A 19,995-nucleotide genomic window follows, 5' to 3' on the forward strand; every position below is an offset into this window, starting at 1 on the left:
TTTCATGCAAATCTGAACGTAAATCTATTCTAACATATTCAATAAACTACGATGTGAATTTAGCTTTTCACTTCATTTTTCTGTCTTTCAACATTCCGAATTTCATTTTCCTCATAAGAAATGGAATAACCTACAAAAACTCCATATAAGATATATAAACAGACGGATGTAATGATTGTCATCCTGGACAATTCAGTAAATGGACTAATTCCTGGAAAAATAGGATTTAGCACAAGGAACACGAGCAAAAACAACAATATCCCGTAAATCAATCCCACAAACATGTTATTGAATTTTTTTAACGTCGAGTAATACAGGATTGCAGCTCCAATCGAAATAACACCATATAAAATGATCGAAATGACTGTTCCGAGCCACTGTTCCTTCCATGCCCCAATAGTCCATGGTTCAATTATCACATTCGGTCTAATCTCAGTAAAATTAAATAAGTATGCAAAGTAGGCGAGCGTGCTCCATATCAGCCCTCCGACAAAACCAATGGTCATCACCATGGCAAAAAAAGATAATGGCTTTTCACGTTGTGATTGCTCCAATTTTGCTTGATCTTCTGCCATTTTCAACACCTCCATTAACTATTATGTCCACATGGATTTAATCCATTGCAACAGAGAAAAAAATTAATAAATTAAGTTTCCAATAATTTTTAAAAAAGAATTTCTTCCACCGTAGAGGTTTTATCGGTTTTTTAGTAGAATAAAATAGAGTAGGAAATGTTTTTCCTTTTTACAGAAAAGATTTCGATTGTGATCCAATTAATGGGTGCCTTTTTTAAACCCCCAGCATAAATTAATTAATACCATTGTTTAAAATTATTCAATTTAATCCAGCATCATTTCTTTGGATGCATGACTGTCTGTTTATTCGTTTCAATTTTCTGACACTTACACGTGCAGATAAAGGCTGTTAGAGAGAGAATGCAACTTAAAAACACGAATGTTTCCGAAGAAATAAAATAAAGTATATGTCAACTTGGTTTAAAATTGGTAAATTATGCTTATTATGCTCTTAGGGAGGTGGCTTTCTTGAAAAATCAAACTTCATTTATTATTGTGTTAGGACTCGTCATTTTGGCAGCAATCGGTGTAGCAAGTAGTTACATTTCCAATCCAACCGGATTTATTAAAGGTATAGCTGTCATCCTAGTCGTGGGTGTTGTAGTTTATTTTATCGTTAAAAGGTTTTACCATTCTAACCCTGAGAAGCGGGAGCAGCGGGCGTTTGTTAAAGCTGCAAAGCAATCTAAAAAGAGATTAAACCATAAGGATGTAGGGATGAGTCCGCGCCGTACTTCATCTGCCATTACTACCATCAAAAAAAATATTCGACCAAAAAAACATTCGAATGCACATTTAACAGTAATCGATGGAAAAAAAGGGAAAAATAAAAAAAATCGAGCCTCTTTTTGACCTCGATTTTTTTTTTGCCTATTTATTAATAGCTCCACTTTTTTAAAAAGGTTGCTGCACTTTCTCGACCAAGCTCCATCAGTTTCTCCTTTTCTTTTTTCGAAAGTTCAAATTTTATTCCGGATATACCCTCAGTTGGTATAAATATAATATCTTTGACTATTTTTCTAGAAATATATCTTGCATCATGAGCCGTCATCATGGTTTCAAATAAGGCTTCAAGCAAATTTATTGGATTATTAACATTATTTTTTTGCAACTCACTAATGTTACTGGTTAATTTAATTCCGAGAACTGGTCTTCGCTTTGATACGTGTTCTTGGTCAAACAACCACATAGGAAAATTACTCAAAACTCCACCATCGACAATGACATTAACCCCATTGCTAGTCTTGAGTTTTACCGGCTCAAAAAAGTAAGGAATACCACAACTCATCCTAATTGCTCTAGCAATAGGAAAAGTATCTGGATTCACTCCATATTTCGGCAAATCATCAGGCAAAATAAGCATTTGACCATTTGTTAAATCTGAGGCAATGACCCGCAGAGTTTTGGGGGGCAAATCCGCGAAGGTTCTCAAGCCCTTTTGAGCAAGTACTTCAGTAAGCCACTTCTCTAATTGATTGCCTTTATATAATCCCATTCTCCAAAAGAAAAGGAACCACTTTAACAAACCGAAAGGAATCAGACTTTTTCCAGTATCCATAAACATTTTTAAATCCAATTCTTCAAAAAGTTTGTAAATCTGTTGACTAGAATACCCTGCAGCCACTAATGCAGCAATGATCGAACCAGCACTCGTTCCGGCTACTCGTTTGAAAACTAACCCCTGCTTCTCTACCTCTTCGAGTGCACCTACCAACGCAAATCCTTTGATTCCACCACCAGAAAAAACACCGTCTATGAACATAAAAGTCCCCCTATCGATGTACTTCCTTGTTACATCTTTAAGCGGCTTTTAATAAAAATAGTACGGTGTACATGTTAATTAAGTAAAATATTCAATTTTTGCATTAGGAAAAAATTTTAAGATATAACCACGGATACTTTGCTCTAAGTCCTGTGCCTCGTCCGTTGGATATACATATTTTCCAATTCCATATCTCCCCCATTTATATTTTCGCTTCTCTTCATCCATTTCAAGCTTCGTTTTTGGATATCTCTTTTCAATCACTTTTTTTGCTGGTTTTGTAAAGCGATGCTGTATGAGTTCAAAGGTTAAGTCCGGTATGTCGACACCTTCTAGGGCATGGTTAAGTCGTTCAAACAATTCAAAATAGCCCTCCTGCCACCCGTCATGCATGTAAATAGGCGCAACAATAAAACCGAGTGGATAGCCGGCATTTGCCACCTTTTTGGCTCCCTCGAGCCTTTCGTCAAAGGTAGAGGTTGCAGGTTCAAAATTATTAATGACATATCGTGAATTAACACTAAAGCGAAAACGGGTTTTGCCATTGTGTTTCGCATCCAATAGGTGGTCGACATGATGGAATTTTGTCACAAATCGCAATCGACCAAGCTCGGTTCCACCGATAAATTCAATCGTTTTTTTGAGCGAATGGGTTAAATGATCAAGTCCCACAATATCTGATGTACAAGCAGCCTCAAACCGGGTAATTTCCGGTTTCCTTTCATCAATATATTTTTGGGCTTGGGCAAAGATTTCATCCAAATTGACGTACGTACGGATGTATGGCTTACTACCTAAGGTTGTTTGCAAATAACAGTAATGGCAGTGACCCATGCAGCCTGTTGCTAATGGAATCGCGTATTCAGCTGAGGGCTTTGATGTATCAAATTTTAGTGTTCTTCTTATGCCAACGACAAGGGTAGATTTAGCGTTTCGGTATTGCTGAAGTTCATTGTCCCCAGGAATGCCCCTAACCTGGTTGTGGGATGTCGTTTCTCTGATTTCAATCCCCATGTCGGTGAACTTTTGTTTCAATTCTCTGCCGAGCGGGTATTCTAGTGCTTGGGGTTCGATAAATACGAGTTGTGGGATGAATGGTTCCATTGATGTATGCCCTCTTTTCGTTTGAGTTGCATTTTTTATGTTTGTAGTATGGGCAAAAGATGTGAAATTAGCTGTGGGGAAATTTTACCTTTTTGAAGTGATTCACGTAGGATGGAAGGTTATGGATATTTAGTTAGAGATAAATCTGAAATGATGAATTATTGAGTTATTCACACCACCTAGGCCGTTTTTTCGGCAGCTAGGTGGTGCGATTAGTGCTTATTCGATACATCTAGCCTGAATAATTCCACGCTAGATGGTGCGATTAGCTTCTAATCGTTACCCTAAATGGTTTTATTATTAACTAGATGGTACGATTATCTCGATTGAACCAGTAAACATAAACAAGACATTATAAAGAGGAGGAAACATTGTTCCCTCCCCTAGTTTAATCAAATTATAGACCGCATTTCAATTGAGCGCCACAGTTCGTACATGTGTTGCAACCGCCCATTTCTTCAACTGTTCCTTTACGACAAACCGGGCAAGTGTTGCCAACTTCCGAGCCAATTGTCACGTTTGTTTTACGGAGTTCAATTACCGTATCAACAAGGACAACATGTTGGTGTTTAGCTTTTGTTTTTAACATTTCTTTTGATTCTTCGAAACTGTTTTCTTCAGCTTTTAAAGTTAATACTTGGCTATCACGTGAACCATCTACATAAACGGTACCACCTTTAGCGCCACCTTTGTAAAGACGCTCATACACCTTTTCAACTTGCTCAACGCTATATCCTTTTGGTGCATTAACCGTTTTACTGATAGATGAGTCAATCCAGCGTTGAATGATACATTGCACATCAGCATGGGCTTCAGGTGCAAGTTCCATTGCTGTTACAAACCAATTTGGTAAGTTATCTGGGTCCGCTTCTGGATGTTTATCTAAATATTCTTGGACAATATCTGCTTTAACCTCAATAAATTTACCTAATCGACCGCTGCGGTAATAAGAAAAAGAAAAATATGGTTCCAATCCTGTTGATACCCCAACCATTGTCCCAGTGGATCCTGTAGGAGCAACAGTCAGTAAGTGTGAATTTCGAATTCCATGCTCTAAAATCGATTCACGAACATCTTCAGGCATTTTTTTCATGAATCCTGTGTTTATGAAGGCTTCACGAAGACGATTGGTGTCTTCATCTGTATTACCGACTAAATATGGGAAGCTTCCTTTCTCTTTTGCTAATTCTACAGAAGTTCGGTAAGCAGTTGTGGCGATTGTTTCGAACACTTTGTCAACAAGCTTGTTTCCGTCTTCTGAACCATATTCAGTTTCACAATAGATTAATAAGTCATGTAAGCCCATAACACCAAGGCCAACACGGCGTTCGCTTAAAGCTTGCGTCTTATTCTCATCAAGGAAGTATGGCGTCGCTTCAATAACGTTATCTTGCATACGAACACCAACTTCTACCGTGCGTTTTAATTTTTCGTAGTTAACAGTTTTTGTTTCTTTATCAGCCATCTCAGCAAGGTTAACTGCTGCAAGGTTGCAGACTGAATAAGGAGCAAGGGGTTGCTCACCACACGGATTTGTTGCAACAACCTTTTGACCGTATGCTTGAGCGTTGGTCATGTCGTTTGCATTATCAATAAAGAAAATTCCAGGCTCTGCTGAGTATGTTGCACAAATATTGATCAAATTCCAAAGTTCTTTGGCTTTAATCTTTTTGTAAGTGCGAACCTTGTAACCAAGTTTCTCCCACTCACGAACATCCCCAACTTTGTGCCACTCTTCGTTGTAGATTTTCATTCCTTCAGCATCATAACTTTCAACATCTGGGAAACGAAGCTCATAATCTCCGTCTTTTTCAACGGCTTCCATGAATTCTTTTGTTAAAGTAACAGAAATATTTGCTCCAGTTAAGAATTCAGAATTATGAACGCTGTACGTTCCACCTTCACTTAGCTTTTCCTCAGCATCAGCAATAATTTCTAAACTAAAGCCACCAAAGCCAGGGATGTTTTTATAATTGATGATGCTTTGGTACATTGCTTTTTCTTGCTCGGTTAATGGAGTGAATTTTAGCTTATCTTTTGCTATTTTTTTTATTGCTTCTTCATTTGTATTTTCAATCAAGAAACGCAAAATTCTTGGGTTTTGCATTTTCGAAATGATGAATTCAATGATATCAGGATGCCAGTCCGCTTGCATAATCATCTGTGCGCCACGTCTTGATCCACCCTGCTCAACAAGATGAGTCAATTTTGCAATGTCATCCAACCAGGACACTGATCCAGATGATTTGCCGTTTACGCCTTTTGCAAGTGTGTTGCGTGGGCGTAATGTAGAACCATTCGTTCCAACACCACCACCGCGGCTCATGATTTCCATGACCTGTTTGCGGTGTTCAGAGATTCCTTCACGAGAATCCGGTACAAACGGCATTACGTAGCAATTAAAGAAGGTTACTTCAGTTCCTGCACCTGCACCGTACAATACGCGACCAGCTGGAATGAAGTTTAGGTTTACGAGCTCTTGGTAAAACTTATCGAACCATTCTTGACGCTTTTCTTCCGTTGTTTCAACAGATGCAAGTCCAGTCGCATTACGCTTCGCAATTTGCTCATAGTAAATCTCAAGCGGCTTTTCGATTACATCAAGTGGACGTCTAATCACACCAGTAGAAGCTTCCTCCGGGTCATCGAGTACGCCACGGAATTCTTCATCTACTAAAACTTGAGCTGTTTTCTTTTCCCAATCAATATCTAGAATGAAACCAAGTCCGCGTGCCGGGAATTTTGGATCTTCCTTAATGGTGAGAACGACGAAGTCTCCTGCTGTGAGGGTAATTTTTTCTGTATCTTTAAACGTGTACCGATCAAGCATTACTAGCCTTGATACTCCCTTATGCGTTAAGTGCATATCCGGGGTAATAGGGTGAACTGCCGGAAATAATCGGATATCCTCGTTCAGTCTCTCAATGTTCATATTCATTTTTTTTGGTAGCACAACAGACATGATCACATCTCCTTCAAAAAATAGTTCTACTTAGTCTGCTATTAAAAAATATCTTAGATTTGTCTGGAAATCTAGCTGTTTTTTAATTCAAACTAAAGTTATCACAACTAACAAACGAATTCAATATATAGTGTTATTTTTATTTTCGACACCACTACATATTGTGTTTAATTCAAAAAACCATTATTTTGTCAAACCTAAAAAATTCTAGTTTTACGAGAATAAAAGAGATATGCACCGATTATCTGCAAAAAACATAAAATTTCAACAAAATTTCGGTGTTGCACAAATTGTTGTCAGAAAATTAACGTGCAAACAAAAAAAGCAGTATCCGCTTTTCTCTTACATCACCTCATATAATTCCATTCTTTGCTTTCATACCTTGTTTCCGCTAGTTTATGTACGTTTTCAAGCTGCTCCGGCGTTAATTCATATGGCTTAAGACTGATATTTAATCCTTCTGAAAAGCCTTTCTTAAATGCTGCCTTTGCCTCATCTAATGTAATCGGTCGTCGACTAATGTCGTTTATCGCCACAGCTTTATTTTTAAAAGCAAGCTGCATCCGCTCTTTAACTCTATCATTGGGATACTGGAAAAGAGAGAATAATTTGTCTTCATCGAGGTCTAATAAAATCGAACCATGTTGAAGGATAACATCCTTTTGCCGGGTTTGAGCACTTCCAGCTACCTTCCGCCCTCCAACAACTAATTCATACCAGCTCGGAGCATCAAAACAAACAGCTGAACGAGGATTTTTTAATGCTTCCTTTTCTAACTCACTGCGTGGAACAGCAAAATCAGCCTCTAAGCCTAGTAAATGAAATCCTCTTAATATGCCTTCTGAAATAAAGCGGTATGCTTCTGTTACGCTTTTTGGAATATTTGGATAGTCCTCCTTAACAATCACGCTATAAGTGAGCTCATGTTCATGAAGAACCCCCCGTCCACCGGTTGGGCGACGAACAAAACCAAGACCATATTGATTAACAGCTTCCATATTTATTTCACGTTCAACCTTTTGAAAATAGCCAATTGACAGACTAGCTGGATTCCAGCCGTAAAATCGGATGATGGGCGGAATTATTCCTTCACTATGCCAGGTTAGTAGCGCTTCATCCATTGCCATATTAAATGCTGGAGAACAATCTCCTGAATCAATGAAACCCCAGACTGTTTTTTCCATCTAAACATCACCTTTATATTAAATAACCACCGTTATATCAGTGTATCAAATTTATGTCCCTTCACAAAACTTTGCGAGATTGGACAATTTCCACTAAGTTTTTTAGCGATTTTCTTTACTACATTACACTCACAACTATATAATAATATATGGCTTATGAAAGCTTGAAAGGAGCAGAAGCATTGGATACACTTTATTTCCTATTGATTTTGATTGGAGCCTTCCTTATTTACTCTGTGATCACTTGGCTCTATCAACGAAAAATTGTTAAAGCACTAACTGAAGAAGACTTTCGTGCCGGATACAGAAAAGCACAATTAATCGATGTTCGCGAACCAAACGAGTTTGATGCAGGCCACATCCTTGGCGCACGAAATATTCCATTATCGCAGTTAAAAATGCGCCTAAAGGAAATTCGTCCGGATAAACCGGTCTATCTGTATTGCCAAAGTGGAACACGCAGTGGTCGTGCTGCACAATTATTATATAAAAAAGGTTACAAGGACCTTTCCCATCTACAAGGTGGCTTCAAGAAATGGTCTGGTAAAATTAAAGCAAAAGGCTGATTCGACAACGATCAGCCTTTTTTATTTGCAAAATTTCATTTTTTAAGGTAAATTATCAGTAAATTCTACAATATTCGATAATGTTTGATTTTTCGTAATATTTACGTTATTCAAAAAGTCAATTATTTTGCTATACTTTGCATATAGGGAGGTGATGAACAATGAAAAGAAAAGTACGTAAAAATTTTCAACAGCTCATTATTCAAAATCGACTTGAAATAAAAAACAATTCATATGAAATGGATCGTATTGAAAGAAAAATTGAAGATCGACATGTAAAAGACATGTTTGATAGCCAATCAAATTAACAAAACCGTTAAAAAGCATTTTCTAAAAAGTCATATTTGAAAGTGCTTTTTATAATTGGGAGAATTTATGATAAAACAATAGCAAAAAGCCAGTCGCGAATTTAATCTGCTAACTGGCTTTTTATTAAGCGCTCAATTTACTTTTGATACCTTAGCACTGGCTTTCGGGCTGCAAGCGCTTCGTCCAAACGACCTACCACTGTGGTGTACGGGGCCTCCTGAACAATTTCTGGACACTCCTCTGCTTCCTTAGCAATCTTTATCATTACTTCGATAAATGCATCAAGTGTTTCTTTTGATTCCGTCTCCGTTGGTTCAATCATGATGCATTCCTCAACATTCAACGGAAAATAAATAGTAGGCGGATGATAGCCAAAATCCAGCAAGCGTTTCGCAATATCCAAAGTCCTAACTCCAAGTTTTTTCTGTCTTCTTCCGCTTAAAACAAATTCATGCTTACAATGCTTATCAAAAGGTAAATCATAATGCTCCGAGAGACGTCTCATCATATAATTAGCATTTAGGACAGCGTATTCTGTCACGGATTTTAAACCAATGGCCCCCATTGATCGAATATAAGCGTAGGCTCGGACATTAATTCCAAAGTTTCCATAATACGGCTTAACCCGACCGATTGACTGTGGTCGATTGTAGTCCAAGATATATTCTTCTCCATTTTTTGCAATAACTGGCTTTGGTAAAAAAGGGATAAGCTCTGCTTTTACACCCACTGGACCAGATCCTGGTCCACCGCCACCGTGCGGACCAGTGAACGTCTTATGCAGATTCAAATGGACAACATCAAAGCCCATATCACCTGGACGAGCTTTCGAAAGTACAGCATTAAGGTTTGCTCCATCGTAATAAAGCTTACCTCCGGCTCCATGAACGATTTCAGCCATTTCTACTATGTTTTCCTCAAATAATCCAAGCGTATTCGGATTCGTCAGCATGAGCGCCGCTGTATCCCCACCAACAACTCGTTTTAAATCCGCCAAATCTACAAGTCCGCGATCATTAGATTTCACCGTGATGGTTTCAAAGCCTGCGACTGATGCTGAGGCTGGATTTGTACCATGTGCCGAATCTGGAACGATGACCTTCGTTCGCGCGGCATCGCCATTTGCCTCATGAAAGGCGCGGATTAGCATTAATCCAGTCCATTCTCCATGAGCTCCTGCTGCAGGCTGCAAGGTCACTTCATCCATTCCGGTAATTTCCTTTAGATGCTCCTGTAAATCATACATTAGTTCTAATGCACCTTGCACCGAGCTTTCATCCTGAAGCGGATGGAGGTGGGCAAATCCGTTTAATCGGGCAACTGATTCATTGATTTTTGGATTGTATTTCATCGTACAGGAGCCAAGCGGATAAAATCCAGAATCCAAGCCGTGATTGCGCTTTGATAACGCTGTATAATGACGAATGATATCAAGCTCTGAGACTTCTGGCAGTTCTGCGGGTTCTTCTCGTAAATAACCCTGTGGAATCAATTCATTCACATTCACTTCGGGGATATCCATTTCCGGCAAACTATAACCAATTCTACCTGGTTTACTACTTTCAAAAATGAGTGCTTGATCTTGTTTATGCACGGTAATCCCCCATTTCCTTTACAAACTCATCTATCTCGGTTTTTGTACGCAATTCTGTAATAGCAATTAACATATGCTGAGTAAGTTCAGGAAAGTCGCGACCGAGATCATAACCACCGATAACCCCTTTTGCTAGTAAGCTCTGATTGATATCCTTTATCGGATGATTCAGCTTAATAACGAATTCATTAAAGGCGGGGCCGTTAAAAATCAATTCAAAGCTTGCGTTAGCAAAGGCTTGCTTAGCGTAATGGGCTTTTTGGATGTTGGCAAGCGCCATTTCTTTAACCCCTTGTTTACCTAATGCAGTCATCGCAACAGAAGCTGCTAGGGCATTTAACGCTTGGTTTGAACAAATATTGGAAGTAGCCTTGTCGCGACGAATATGCTGCTCTCGAGCCTGCAGCGTCAGCACAAAGCCACGACGCCCCTTTTCATCAACAGTTTGCCCAACAAGCCGGCCCGGAACTTTACGCATCAACTTGTTTGTCACAGCAAAAAAGCCACAATGCGGACCTCCAAACGCTGTCGGAATACCAAAAGGCTGTGCATCACCCACTACGATATCAGCACCAAACTTACCAGGTGGTGTTAGTGCACCTAATGCAAGTGGGTTACTAGACACGACAAACATCGCTTTATGAGCGTGGACAATTGGTTCAATTTCCTTTAAGGGCTCGATGCTTCCGAAAAAATTAGGATACTGAACAATGACCGCTGCAACTTCATCATCAATTAATTCGTCAAGCTCAGTCATATCGGTTACACCATTGTGATAAGGTATTTCAACTATCTCGATATTCTGTCCCCTCGCATAGGTACGGAGCACATCCTTTGCTTCAGGGTGCACAGCCCTTGAAACCAGCACCTTTTTACGTCGGGTTTGACCAGCAGCTAACATTGCCGCCTCCGCCAATGCCGTTCCCCCGTCATACATTGAGGAATTGGCTACTTCCATCCCAGTTAATTCGCAAATCATTGTCTGAAATTCAAAGATTGCTTGCAGTTCACCTTGAGATATTTCTGGCTGATATGGTGTATATGCTGTATAAAACTCAGAGCGTGATATTACATGGTCGACAATGGTGGGAATGTAATGATCATACACGCCAGCTCCTAAAAAAGATGAATGTGTTTTTAGGTCGGCATTCCTTCCTGCCATTCGCGTCATTTCTTTTAATAATGACGATTCTGATAAGTGAGGTTTTAGCTGATAGTCTCCCTTAAAGCGGATTGATTCAGGAATATCACTGAACAACTCATCAATCGAATTAACGCCAATAGCTGCGAGCATTTCGGTTTGGTCTTGTTCTGTCATTGGTAAGTAGCGATGCTTCATCCCTTTTCCTCCTTAAAAAATCATTACTTCGATGCACTTTTATAAAAAGGTGTAGCCACAATTTTAGCCTTTAAGCGTTTTCCGCGAATTTCTATGTCTACTTCATTGTCCATGCCTGTATGCTCTACATTTAATAACGCCAATCCAATATTTCTTTTTAAAGTTGGAGATTGAGTTCCAGTCGTTATGAAGCCAATTTTCACATTATCCTTGTAAACAGGATACCCATGTCTAGGAATACCTCGGTCAATCATTTCGATCCCGACAAGTTTACGAGTTACTCCTTGTTCCCGCTGACTTTTCAGCACAGCTTTTCCGATGAAATCCTCTTCCTTATTCACCTTAACAGCGAAACCGATTCCTGCTTCGAGCGGCGAAATTTCCGGGGACAGCTCCTGACCATATAATGCGAGCATGGCTTCAAACCTTAAAGTGTCCCTTGCACCTAGCCCACAGGGGACGACCCCCTCCTCCTTGCCAGCTGCTAAAATATCATTCCATAGCTTAATAGCCTTCGCTGAATCACAGTATATTTCAAATCCATTTTCACCGGTATAGCCTGTTCTTGACACTAATGCTTTTACACCACTAAGCTGTACATCGCCTTGAAATCTATATGAGCCAATTTCAGCTAAGCTAAAATCAGGACATAGCTTTTGGAGAACTTGTTCAGCCATAGGACCTTGCAAAGCAAGCTGAGCGGTTTGTGCAGACAAATTAACCAGTTTTACGTCACCTTCTATATGGTCGTTCAACCATTTGAAGTCTTTATCGATATTTGAAGCGTTTACAACTAGCAAAAAATGCTTTTCTGCTAGTTTGTAAATCAGCAAATCATCAACTGTGCCACCATTTTCATAACACATCGCTGTATATTGTGCCGCACCATTAGTAACCTTTGAGACATCATTCGTCATCATCTTTTGCAAAAATTTTAGGCTGTCATGTCCTGTTACTTCAATTTCACCCATATGTGACACATCAAACAACCCAGCAGCTGTTCTCACAGCATGGTGTTCTTCTTTTATACTAGAAAATTGGACAGGTAGCTCCCAACCACCAAAATCAATTGTTTTTGCACCATATTGCTTATAAACCTCAAAAATAGGTGTCCGTTTCAACTGTGTCATTACGTTCCTCCTCAAGAAAGTTTTTTCGTCTTACCAACTTGATTATCTTTTGTTAAAGCCGGCCTTTTATGAGAAAACAAAAAAGGACAGACACCTCCCGTTGTTCAAACGGGTGGTCTCTGTCCTGGCACCTGAAAGTTTACCTAAAAAAACGGCTTTCCCCTTTGGTGGCTCAATAATTAGAGCACTCTCCAGAGCTGTGTCCTATATGAGTTCTTTTGCCTGAGAGATTCGCATTTTGCTTGCTCCTTCGGCGCTACATATGTAGTCTCTCCCCATATAATCATCCACATTAATTATTTTTTCGCATTTGGGTATCATAATACCCAAAAACATTTTGAAAAACCAATTTCTAGATTAATTAATATGTAAAAATGTAAAACTTTATTATATATTTTCATCCTACCATTTATTGGCTTAAATGAGCAATATATAGATTAAAAAAGGAGCTGTAAACAATGTCGGTGCAAATAAATTTTGATTCCTCCTGGAAGGATGAATTTTTACAAAGGATGGGAACTGATGGTCCATGGGCAAATTGGGAGTTATTTAAACTAGCTGTTGAAGTGGAAGCACACACCATCATTCCTGAATTCGAAGGGTTGCAGGCTCCAAAGCATCTGTCTGACTTAACACCATTACCACATCAGCTCGAAGTCGCAAAACAGGTAGTAGAAAATATGAACGGTAAAGCGATTTTGGCTGATGAAGTTGGACTTGGGAAAACAATTGAAGCTGGATTAATTTTAAAGGAATACATGATTCGTGGTTTAGTTAAGAAGGTATTAATTCTTGTACCAGCCTCATTGGTGACGCAATGGGTACAAGAGCTCAATTCTAAGTTCTATATCCCGGCTGTTTCGCAGCGAAAAAGCTATGTTTGGGAACAGTATGATGTGGTTGTATCATCCATTGATACCGCAAAACGAAGTCCGCATCGTGAAATTATTTTTGAACAGAATTACGATCTAGTTATTATTGATGAGGCACATAAGCTAAAAAATAATAAAACAAGAAACTATGAATTTGTTCAAAATTTGAAAAAGAAATTTTGTTTATTGCTAACTGCAACTCCGATTCAGAATCGAATTGAAGAAATCTTTAATTTAGTTTCCTTGTTAAAACCTGGACATTTAGGGAACGAATCGGCCTTTTATGAAAAGTATAAGCGAGACAGCCGCTCCGTCAACGATGATCAGCATTTAAAAGAACTTGTTAACAAGGTTATGATTCGCAATCGACGAGCTGATACCGGAATCGAGTGGACGAAGCGGCATGTTGAAACGATTCCAATTGACCTTACAGAAGCCGAACGGGATTTATACAACTCGATTTTAGAACTACGCACAGAAGGTGATTGGCTCACAAAAAGCCAGTTTTCCTTAATGACCCTGCAGCGTGAAGCCTGCAGCAGCCGTGAAGCCGTTTATCTGACGCTAAAAAACATGCTTGCTAAACAAGAGGAACCTTCATCGTATTTTTCTGAAACGATACAGAGACTGATTGAAAAAGTTAATGCAGTCCAAACCAATTCTAAAGCCCAAAAGGCGCTTGAACTAATTCAATCAATCAATGACAAAGTGATTATTTTTACTGAATATCGCGCCACGCAGTTATACCTCCAATGGTTTTTAAGGCAATATGGCATTACCTCTGTTCCATTTCGGGGCGGCTTTAAGCGTGGTAAGAAGGACTGGATGCGTGAGTTATTCCAAAAAAACGCGCAAGTACTAATCGCTACAGAAGCTGGTGGAGAAGGGATTAACCTTCAATTCTGCAATCATATTATCAACTTTGACCTTCCGTGGAATCCGATGAGGCTCGAGCAAAGGATTGGACGGATTCATCGGCTTGGACAGGAAAAGGATGTCATGATTTATAATTTTGCGACAAAGGATACTCTCGAAGAGCATATATTAAAACTCCTATATGAAAAAATCCACCTTTTCGAAAAGGTAATAGGAGAATTAGACGATATATTAACAAAATTAGAGTTTGGAAATTTCGAAGAGCATTTAGTCGATATTTTTGGCCACTCCTCCTCTGAAGGAGAAATGCGCATCAAAATGGAAAATTTGACTTCCATGATTCAATTTGCCCAACAGATGAAAGAAGGTGACATGAGTGCAGCAGCAGGAAATTCATAATTTTTTAGAAAAATATTTCCAATCCAACCAATGCGAAATACTTGAAAACAATCGTGGCTACATGGTGATTCAGCTGACGAAGGAGCTTGATAAAGCATTAATGAACCGTCCGTTTTATTGGCACTATCTTGAAAAAACGGGCGGAACACCGAATCCAATGAAGCTTACTTTCATTACCAATACTCAGTTAGCCCCAAAGGATTTGAAGGGAGAAAATATTCACTTCGGTTCACCGCGCCTTCATCAAATCTTTAAATCAACCAAAAGTTTAGCCGGTTACATCCGCTTATACGAGGATCACAACCTTTCGAGTGGACAAAATACCGCATTATATCCATGGCTTGGTTTAAATATTAAGATTTCCTATCAATGTGATCGAAAACGAGATATCTTCCAATCAATTGGTCTACAACTGATTAACGGTATGATGGTCACCGATTTCCATCAATTACTATTAAAATTGTCGTTAACGCCGAAGATTCCGGATTATTCGTTTACGCTATCACCGTTAGTCATGCCCAAAAGCGGAATTAATCGAATTGAACAGTATATAAGAAAAATGGTGGATTCTGACAATCACAATTGGGCAGATGAAGCAAGAACACGCTGGAAACAAGATTTAGACTTACTTGAGCATTTTTATGAGGATGTTGAAAATAAAGAAGCGTTTGAAACAGAGAAACAAGCTCTGCAAGAACAATACGAACCAAAAATCAATGTTTCAATTGTGAACGGAGGTTTATTTTATTTAACTGAAAAAGCAATTGGGCTAAAAAATTAATTAAAAAATACAACTAAAATTTCTTTCATGTTAATAAAATGGAGACCAGCCGAATGGCGAGTCTCCAAGGATAGCGGAAGCGCCTTGTTCAGGGGCTTGTGCCCCCGAGCCCCTATGCGCGATAGCTAGCGCTTCCGTTTGAACATGGTATATAGAGCGTAAGGAATTACCCCAAACCAGTGATATAGAAATGGTTCCTTTGTTCCCTTACGATCAGTCTTATGTTTTTTTCGAACATCCTTCGGTTGGTCGATATATTTTACAAAGGTTTGGGTAATATATTTAACATAATCATTTGTCTTCATAGGACATTCCTCCGTTATCTACTTCCGCTAACAGTATGTCCAATTTTCTCTACTCAAAACCGAGCAATGATTTCTTTTACGATGGTAGTTACATCCTTACTAGTTGTATCAACCTTTATATGACAACTTGCTTCATAAAGTGGAAGTCGCTCGTTATACAGATCATAAAGTGCTGTTCGCTTATCCTCTTTTAGCAATGGTCTTGACTGATCATTTTGCAATCTTTCAAGTATTTCATCAGGATTTGCATCTAAATAAACAACAAAACCATGTTCCTTCATCCACTCTTGATTCGCCTCATTTAAGATGATTCCACCACCAGTCGTAATAATGACGTTCTCTAGTGGAAGCTCTTTAATTAGCTTTGCCTCCAAGCTCCGAAAAAAAGACTCACCTTTCACAGCAAAAATATCATTGATGGTAGTTCCTTGCTGCTTCACAATTTCAGCATCCATATCGATGACCGAAATACCTAACTCAGCAGCCAATTCCTTACCAACTGTTGTTTTCCCTGCTCCCATTAATCCGATTAAATAAATCGCTTGCACTATTCTATCCCCTGTTCACTTCTTTTCCACCCATTTTACCATCTTTTTTGTATTTTTGTTATAGTATGCAATCCCGATTGCCTTTTCACCCGTGCTCAAAGTTAAGTTAAAGGTCATTTTGAGCGTTGCTCCCGTATCCTCTTTTACATAATTCACGACACCATCCTGTAGCAGAAACTCACCACCAGACATATTAGGCTCCTCAGTTTGGAGCTTGACCTCAAGCTTTCTTGCACAGTATAAAAAGTAATACTCCGTTTTTAACACTGTTTCGGCTTCCTTCAACATTCTTTTCTCCGCCAAATATTGCTCAGTGTAAATTAACAAAAAAGTCGAAGTCAACAACAGCATACAGAGTGACAGTGGATACATAAATCCATGTTGATTTAGCACTTTTAAAACACCACATCTCTTAGTATCAGGCGAATTTCCTCCCGATAATCATGACCGTAAGTATCAGTAACCTGAACTAACACACCGTTTAAAAGACGTTGGAATTGAAAAGCACGGACCTGCTGCAATATAATTTCGTGTCCTTTGTAATCCACACGTCTCCGAAGATTTGTGCCATACTTTTCATAAATAATAATCGAACCATCTTTTTCGAGCAGTAAGCTTTGATTGTTGATTGTCACTTTTTGACTCATCCTGATTTCCTTTTTTATTTGACTAATAAAAACCTCCCATTCCAGTCGCTGTACCCTTCTTTCAAGCGGCTGTTCTCGGCTTAATGTTGATATCAGCATAGGTAATAAACCGATTATGATACTAAAAATTGAAAATGCCACAAGCATTTCAACAAGTGTGAAGCCCTTATTATTGTTCCGGACTGCGACATTTTTGAAAAACAGTGGTGTTTTTATCTTCATATTTCACACACACCTCTAATAGTGGCGTCCCCTCTTTCCAAATAATTTCAAAATTTGTTCCATTCACCTGCACGGTTCTGCTTCCGGTTGTAACTCCCTCATCAATACCACGTTCTAATTCATCATAGAGCAGATGTGTGGCTACATTGTCTAAAGAAAGCTGAGACGCCTGATTCCATACAAAATATACAAAAGGAAGTAACGTACTAGTAATCACAAGCCAAGTTGATAATGACAAAAGCAATTCTGCAAAAAAATATCCTTCATTCCTTCTCAACATATACTCGTCCACTTCCAATCAAGAACACCATCCGATATTTGTCCGTGCCAATGGTAATGAAATATGTTCCAAAATAATTGAGATTTCCATTTGCTGATATTTCAAAATAAAGTGGCATTGATCCTGGAGTAACTTTGACATCCATTGGAAATTCCCTCTCGAGAACAAGCTGGCCATCAAATTTTTCACGAATGTAGTAATAATTTCTATCCGAAATAATATTGACCCTAATGACTGTTTGATGTGAGATGGCATATTGCTGTGCGTAAAATAAATCGGATTTGAATTGAGAAAAGAACAATTGCTTTGTGAAATAGGTGGACTGGGGCTTCAAATTTATGAGTGTAATGGAAGCAATGATTAGGAAGATAGAGAAAACAAATAAAGTTTCTGTTAATGTAAAACCTTTTTCATTCATGCTTTTATAGCTCAGGATCAGTAATGACCTCACCATTTGCTCCGATCGTAATCGTGACATCTGCTGAACAAGCTGTTTTATCTCCTTTTAAATATCCACCAGATTCTAACTCAGCAAGGTCCGTTGGATATTTGTTATTTTCCATTTTATAGGCCTGAACCTGGGCTTCGACCATCTTGATATAAGCCTCGCAGCCTTTTTTATCGATATTGGCACTGTGATTCGCGATATTAGGAATCGTAATGATCAACAACACAGAGATAATTAACAAGACAATCATCATTTCAATTAACGTAAAACCTTTTTCATTCTTCATTGTGACGCCTCCATTAAAAAATTTTTATAAACCTTTTAGCATATGAAACATTGGTAGCATGATCGCTAAATACAACGCGACAACAACCAAGCCAATTCCCACATATAAGCAGGGCTGGACAATTTTTAATACATTTTCCGTTTTTATTTCTAAGTATTTAATACAATGCTTGCTATAGAAAGCAAGCTCTTGTGGTAACTTTCCGCTTTCCTGCCCATGTTTTACAATCAAGGCCAATTCCGCTTCAAATACTGTGTGCTTAGCCAGAATGTCCTCAAGCCTATCTCCTTTTGATAAGTTACTCCGCAACTCTCTACAAACACTTGCATAAAATGGTTGCTGCTGATAATCCTCAAACATTCGTAACGCCTCTAATACAGATAATCCTCCCGATAACAAATAGCTCAATTGGACAGCAAAATATTGGGTAAACCAAAGTTTACAAAACGAACCTACGAACGGGAGCTTAACAATTTTACTCCTTCTTTCATAAACCGAAAACTTACGGAAGTGAACATAATAATATAAAAAAATAAGGAGTAATATAACTAACACTGCATAAAGGAAATAAGGAAATAAATTACTGAATTGAAGAATCAGTTTTGAGAAAATATTTGGCGGAAGATTCATTGACTCAAACATGGCGGTAAAACGCGGTAGTAACACACTTTCAACAAAAAAGAACAATAGCCCGGTGATTACCATTAGCACAACCGGATAATTTAACATTTTCAAAAATCGTTTTACATCCTGATTACGTTTAAACATAAAGCTACTTCCATCAAGAAGTGCTTGGGCTAAATCCCCATGCTGTTCAGCAAAATAAACGTAGCCGACTAAACTTCGATTAAACTTAAGATTCGTTAAGATTTGATGAAACGGATACCCCTCCTTTAATTGAAATATACAGTAATCAATTGCTGCCTTATTTTCATCTGGAAAATAATAAGCTAAGCTTTCGATGGCTTCAGAAAGTGAAAAGCCATGAGAAAGTAGTTCACCGGTTCGTTGCAAAAACAATGCCTGTTGCCCGTTACTCCATTTCTTATTCATCCTGATACACCCAACGATTGTACTCATTCTCCTTAATAAAACCCAATGCAATTCCCTTCACCATATAGTCCCTCAATGTCCGATAAGGGATATTTGGACATTTCTTTTTTCCACTTACATCCATCATTACAGCCCTCAAAGCCTTCCCACTCAAAAGCTCCATAATATTTGCACGCTTCCATCGCCCGGATGAAAAGCAATACGGGGAGCAATCATCCTGACAAAACGGACATTTTAGCTCCACCAATCTTTGGGCTGTTATAGCCACAAGAGTTTGTTCGATTTCTTGCCAACTAACCCCGAATTCCTGTAAACGATAGATTGCGCCCATTGCATTCCGTGTATGGAGTGTGCTTAATACGAGATGGCCTGTTAACGCGGCTCTTACCGCTATTTGCGCTGTTTCTTTATCCCGTATTTCCCCAACCATAATGATATCCGGATCATGCCTGAGAATAGCCTTTAAACCAGTGGTATAGGACACACCGGCTTTTTCATTCACTTGTACCTGGAGAACCTGGTCATATTGTTTTTCGATGGGATCTTCTAATGTAATAACATTGCGATGAAATAAATGAGAGGTTTCGTTCAGAAGTGAATAGAGTGTTGTTGTTTTACCTGAGCCGGTAGAGGACGGCACATAAAAACAACTAAACAAAACGAGGAATTATATAGCATTTCCGACTTGCTTGAGGATGTTTAAGATTAAAGGCGATAGCTGGATGAGAACATATCCTAATCCGCAATTCATCA

General features: G+C 38.8%; 21 protein-coding genes, 1 pseudogene and 2 riboswitches. Of the genes and pseudogenes, 5 read left to right on the forward strand and 17 right to left on the reverse strand.

What is annotated here, in order from left to right; translation table 11 throughout:
* Nucleotides 1-59 precede the first annotated feature (59 nt).
* Nucleotides 60-575, reverse strand: coding sequence for a YqhR family membrane protein (locus FXW34_RS10475; RefSeq protein ID WP_147533931.1), 516 nt, complete (start codon nucleotides 573-575; stop codon nucleotides 60-62).
* 459 nt (nucleotides 576-1,034) lie between these two features.
* On the opposite strand from FXW34_RS10475, the gene FXW34_RS10480 reads away from it, so the two are divergent.
* Entirely contained in the window at nucleotides 1,035-1,427 is a 393-nt protein-coding gene (locus FXW34_RS10480) for an SA1362 family protein (RefSeq protein WP_246140968.1), read from the forward strand.
* A 25-nt stretch (nucleotides 1,428-1,452) separates the two neighbouring features.
* Here FXW34_RS10480 and FXW34_RS10485 read toward each other — a convergent pair whose 3' ends face one another.
* The 4 genes from FXW34_RS10485 to FXW34_RS10500 form a co-directional block, all read right to left on the reverse strand.
* A complete protein-coding gene (locus FXW34_RS10485; protein ID WP_147533933.1) occupies nucleotides 1,453-2,337 on the reverse strand; it encodes a patatin-like phospholipase family protein in 885 nt (294 codons plus the stop codon).
* Nucleotides 2,338-2,415: 78 nt separating this feature from the next.
* Nucleotides 2,416-3,441, reverse strand: coding sequence for a spore photoproduct lyase (gene splB, locus FXW34_RS10490; protein ID WP_147533934.1), 1,026 nt, complete (start codon nucleotides 3,439-3,441; stop codon nucleotides 2,416-2,418).
* A gap of 397 nt (nucleotides 3,442-3,838) precedes the next feature.
* Nucleotides 3,839-6,403: a vitamin B12-dependent ribonucleotide reductase gene (locus FXW34_RS10495; protein WP_147533935.1), complete on the reverse strand. Its 2,565-nt coding sequence runs from the start codon at nucleotides 6,401-6,403 to the stop codon at nucleotides 3,839-3,841.
* Nucleotides 6,404-6,750: 347 nt separating this feature from the next.
* Nucleotides 6,751-7,587, reverse strand: a complete 837-nt coding sequence (locus FXW34_RS10500) for a lipoate--protein ligase family protein (protein WP_147533936.1) — start codon at nucleotides 7,585-7,587, stop codon at nucleotides 6,751-6,753.
* A 182-nt stretch (nucleotides 7,588-7,769) separates the two neighbouring features.
* On the opposite strand from FXW34_RS10500, the gene FXW34_RS10505 reads away from it, so the two are divergent.
* Together FXW34_RS10505 and FXW34_RS10510 are read left to right on the forward strand one after the other, a co-directional pair.
* Nucleotides 7,770-8,153: a rhodanese-like domain-containing protein gene (locus FXW34_RS10505; protein WP_147533937.1), complete on the forward strand. Its 384-nt coding sequence runs from the start codon at nucleotides 7,770-7,772 to the stop codon at nucleotides 8,151-8,153.
* A gap of 161 nt (nucleotides 8,154-8,314) precedes the next feature.
* The gene (locus tag FXW34_RS10510; RefSeq protein WP_147533938.1) at nucleotides 8,315-8,461 is read left to right on the forward strand and encodes an FbpB family small basic protein; all 147 of its coding nucleotides are present in this window, start codon (nucleotides 8,315-8,317) and stop codon (nucleotides 8,459-8,461) included.
* 137 nt (nucleotides 8,462-8,598) lie between these two features.
* Here FXW34_RS10510 and gcvPB read toward each other — a convergent pair whose 3' ends face one another.
* Genes gcvPB through gcvT form a run of 3 tightly spaced genes read right to left on the reverse strand, consistent with a single transcriptional unit; the run spans nucleotide 8,599 to nucleotide 12,525 of the window.
* The gene (gene gcvPB / locus FXW34_RS10515) at nucleotides 8,599-10,056 is read right to left on the reverse strand and encodes an aminomethyl-transferring glycine dehydrogenase subunit GcvPB (protein WP_147533939.1); all 1,458 of its coding nucleotides are present in this window, start codon (nucleotides 10,054-10,056) and stop codon (nucleotides 8,599-8,601) included.
* Complete coding sequence (gcvPA, locus tag FXW34_RS10520; protein WP_147533940.1) at nucleotides 10,049-11,395, reverse strand: aminomethyl-transferring glycine dehydrogenase subunit GcvPA; 1,347 nt, start codon at nucleotides 11,393-11,395, stop codon at nucleotides 10,049-10,051. The genes gcvPB and gcvPA overlap by 8 nt, the downstream gene beginning before the upstream one ends.
* A 23-nt stretch (nucleotides 11,396-11,418) precedes the next feature.
* On the reverse strand, nucleotides 11,419-12,525 hold the full coding sequence (gcvT, locus tag FXW34_RS10525) for a glycine cleavage system aminomethyltransferase GcvT (protein ID WP_147533941.1): 1,107 nt from the start codon (nucleotides 12,523-12,525) through the stop codon (nucleotides 11,419-11,421).
* Between the two features lie 117 nt (nucleotides 12,526-12,642).
* Nucleotides 12,643-12,722: riboswitch (glycine riboswitch) on the reverse strand.
* Nucleotides 12,723-12,725: 3 nt separating this feature from the next.
* Nucleotides 12,726-12,812, reverse strand: a riboswitch (glycine riboswitch).
* Nucleotides 12,813-12,983: 171 nt separating this feature from the next.
* Here gcvT and FXW34_RS10530 point away from each other — a divergent pair.
* Both FXW34_RS10530 and FXW34_RS10535 read left to right on the forward strand, forming a co-directional pair.
* Nucleotides 12,984-14,672 carry a DEAD/DEAH box helicase gene (locus tag FXW34_RS10530; protein ID WP_147533942.1) on the forward strand — a complete coding sequence of 563 codons (1,689 nt, stop codon included), beginning with the start codon at nucleotides 12,984-12,986 and terminating at the stop codon, nucleotides 14,670-14,672.
* Nucleotides 14,650-15,453: a YqhG family protein gene (locus FXW34_RS10535; protein WP_147533943.1), complete on the forward strand. Its 804-nt coding sequence runs from the start codon at nucleotides 14,650-14,652 to the stop codon at nucleotides 15,451-15,453. The genes FXW34_RS10530 and FXW34_RS10535 overlap by 23 nt, the downstream gene beginning before the upstream one ends.
* 125 nt (nucleotides 15,454-15,578) lie before the next feature.
* Here FXW34_RS10535 and FXW34_RS10540 read toward each other — a convergent pair whose 3' ends face one another.
* From FXW34_RS10540 to FXW34_RS10580, 9 genes and pseudogenes are all read right to left on the reverse strand, one after another.
* Entirely contained in the window at nucleotides 15,579-15,758 is a 180-nt protein-coding gene (locus tag FXW34_RS10540; protein WP_147533944.1) for a YqzE family protein, read from the reverse strand.
* Nucleotides 15,759-15,811: 53 nt separating this feature from the next.
* The gene (locus FXW34_RS10545; RefSeq protein ID WP_147533945.1) at nucleotides 15,812-16,306 is read right to left on the reverse strand and encodes a shikimate kinase; all 495 of its coding nucleotides are present in this window, start codon (nucleotides 16,304-16,306) and stop codon (nucleotides 15,812-15,814) included.
* Nucleotides 16,307-16,321: 15 nt separating this feature from the next.
* Complete coding sequence (gene comGG / locus FXW34_RS10550; protein WP_342780707.1) at nucleotides 16,322-16,678, reverse strand: competence type IV pilus minor pilin ComGG; 357 nt, start codon at nucleotides 16,676-16,678, stop codon at nucleotides 16,322-16,324.
* A gap of 23 nt (nucleotides 16,679-16,701) precedes the next feature.
* Complete coding sequence (gene comGF, locus FXW34_RS10555; protein ID WP_147533947.1) at nucleotides 16,702-17,175, reverse strand: competence type IV pilus minor pilin ComGF; 474 nt, start codon at nucleotides 17,173-17,175, stop codon at nucleotides 16,702-16,704.
* A complete protein-coding gene (locus FXW34_RS10560; RefSeq protein ID WP_147533948.1) occupies nucleotides 17,123-17,455 on the reverse strand; it encodes a hypothetical protein in 333 nt (110 codons plus the stop codon). The genes comGF and FXW34_RS10560 overlap by 53 nt, the downstream gene beginning before the upstream one ends.
* Nucleotides 17,439-17,873, reverse strand: coding sequence for a competence type IV pilus minor pilin ComGD (gene comGD, locus FXW34_RS10565; protein WP_147533949.1), 435 nt, complete (start codon nucleotides 17,871-17,873; stop codon nucleotides 17,439-17,441). The genes FXW34_RS10560 and comGD overlap by 17 nt, the downstream gene beginning before the upstream one ends.
* Before the next feature lie 4 nt (nucleotides 17,874-17,877).
* The gene (comGC, locus tag FXW34_RS10570) at nucleotides 17,878-18,189 is read right to left on the reverse strand and encodes a competence type IV pilus major pilin ComGC (RefSeq protein ID WP_147533950.1); all 312 of its coding nucleotides are present in this window, start codon (nucleotides 18,187-18,189) and stop codon (nucleotides 17,878-17,880) included.
* Nucleotides 18,190-18,213: 24 nt separating this feature from the next.
* On the reverse strand, nucleotides 18,214-19,242 hold the full coding sequence (gene comGB, locus FXW34_RS10575; protein WP_147533951.1) for a competence type IV pilus assembly protein ComGB: 1,029 nt from the start codon (nucleotides 19,240-19,242) through the stop codon (nucleotides 18,214-18,216).
* Nucleotides 19,235-19,870, reverse strand: a pseudogene (locus tag FXW34_RS10580) (ATPase, T2SS/T4P/T4SS family); the annotation flags it as partial. The pseudogene FXW34_RS10580 and the gene comGB, both read right to left, overlap by 8 nt.
* Between the last annotated feature and the right edge of the window lie 125 nt (nucleotides 19,871-19,995).

Origin of the sequence: Bacillus marasmi (assembly GCF_902168435.1) — a bacterium.
In the GTDB taxonomy this organism is placed as follows: domain Bacteria; phylum Bacillota; class Bacilli; order Bacillales; family Cytobacillaceae; genus Bacillus_BU; species Bacillus_BU marasmi.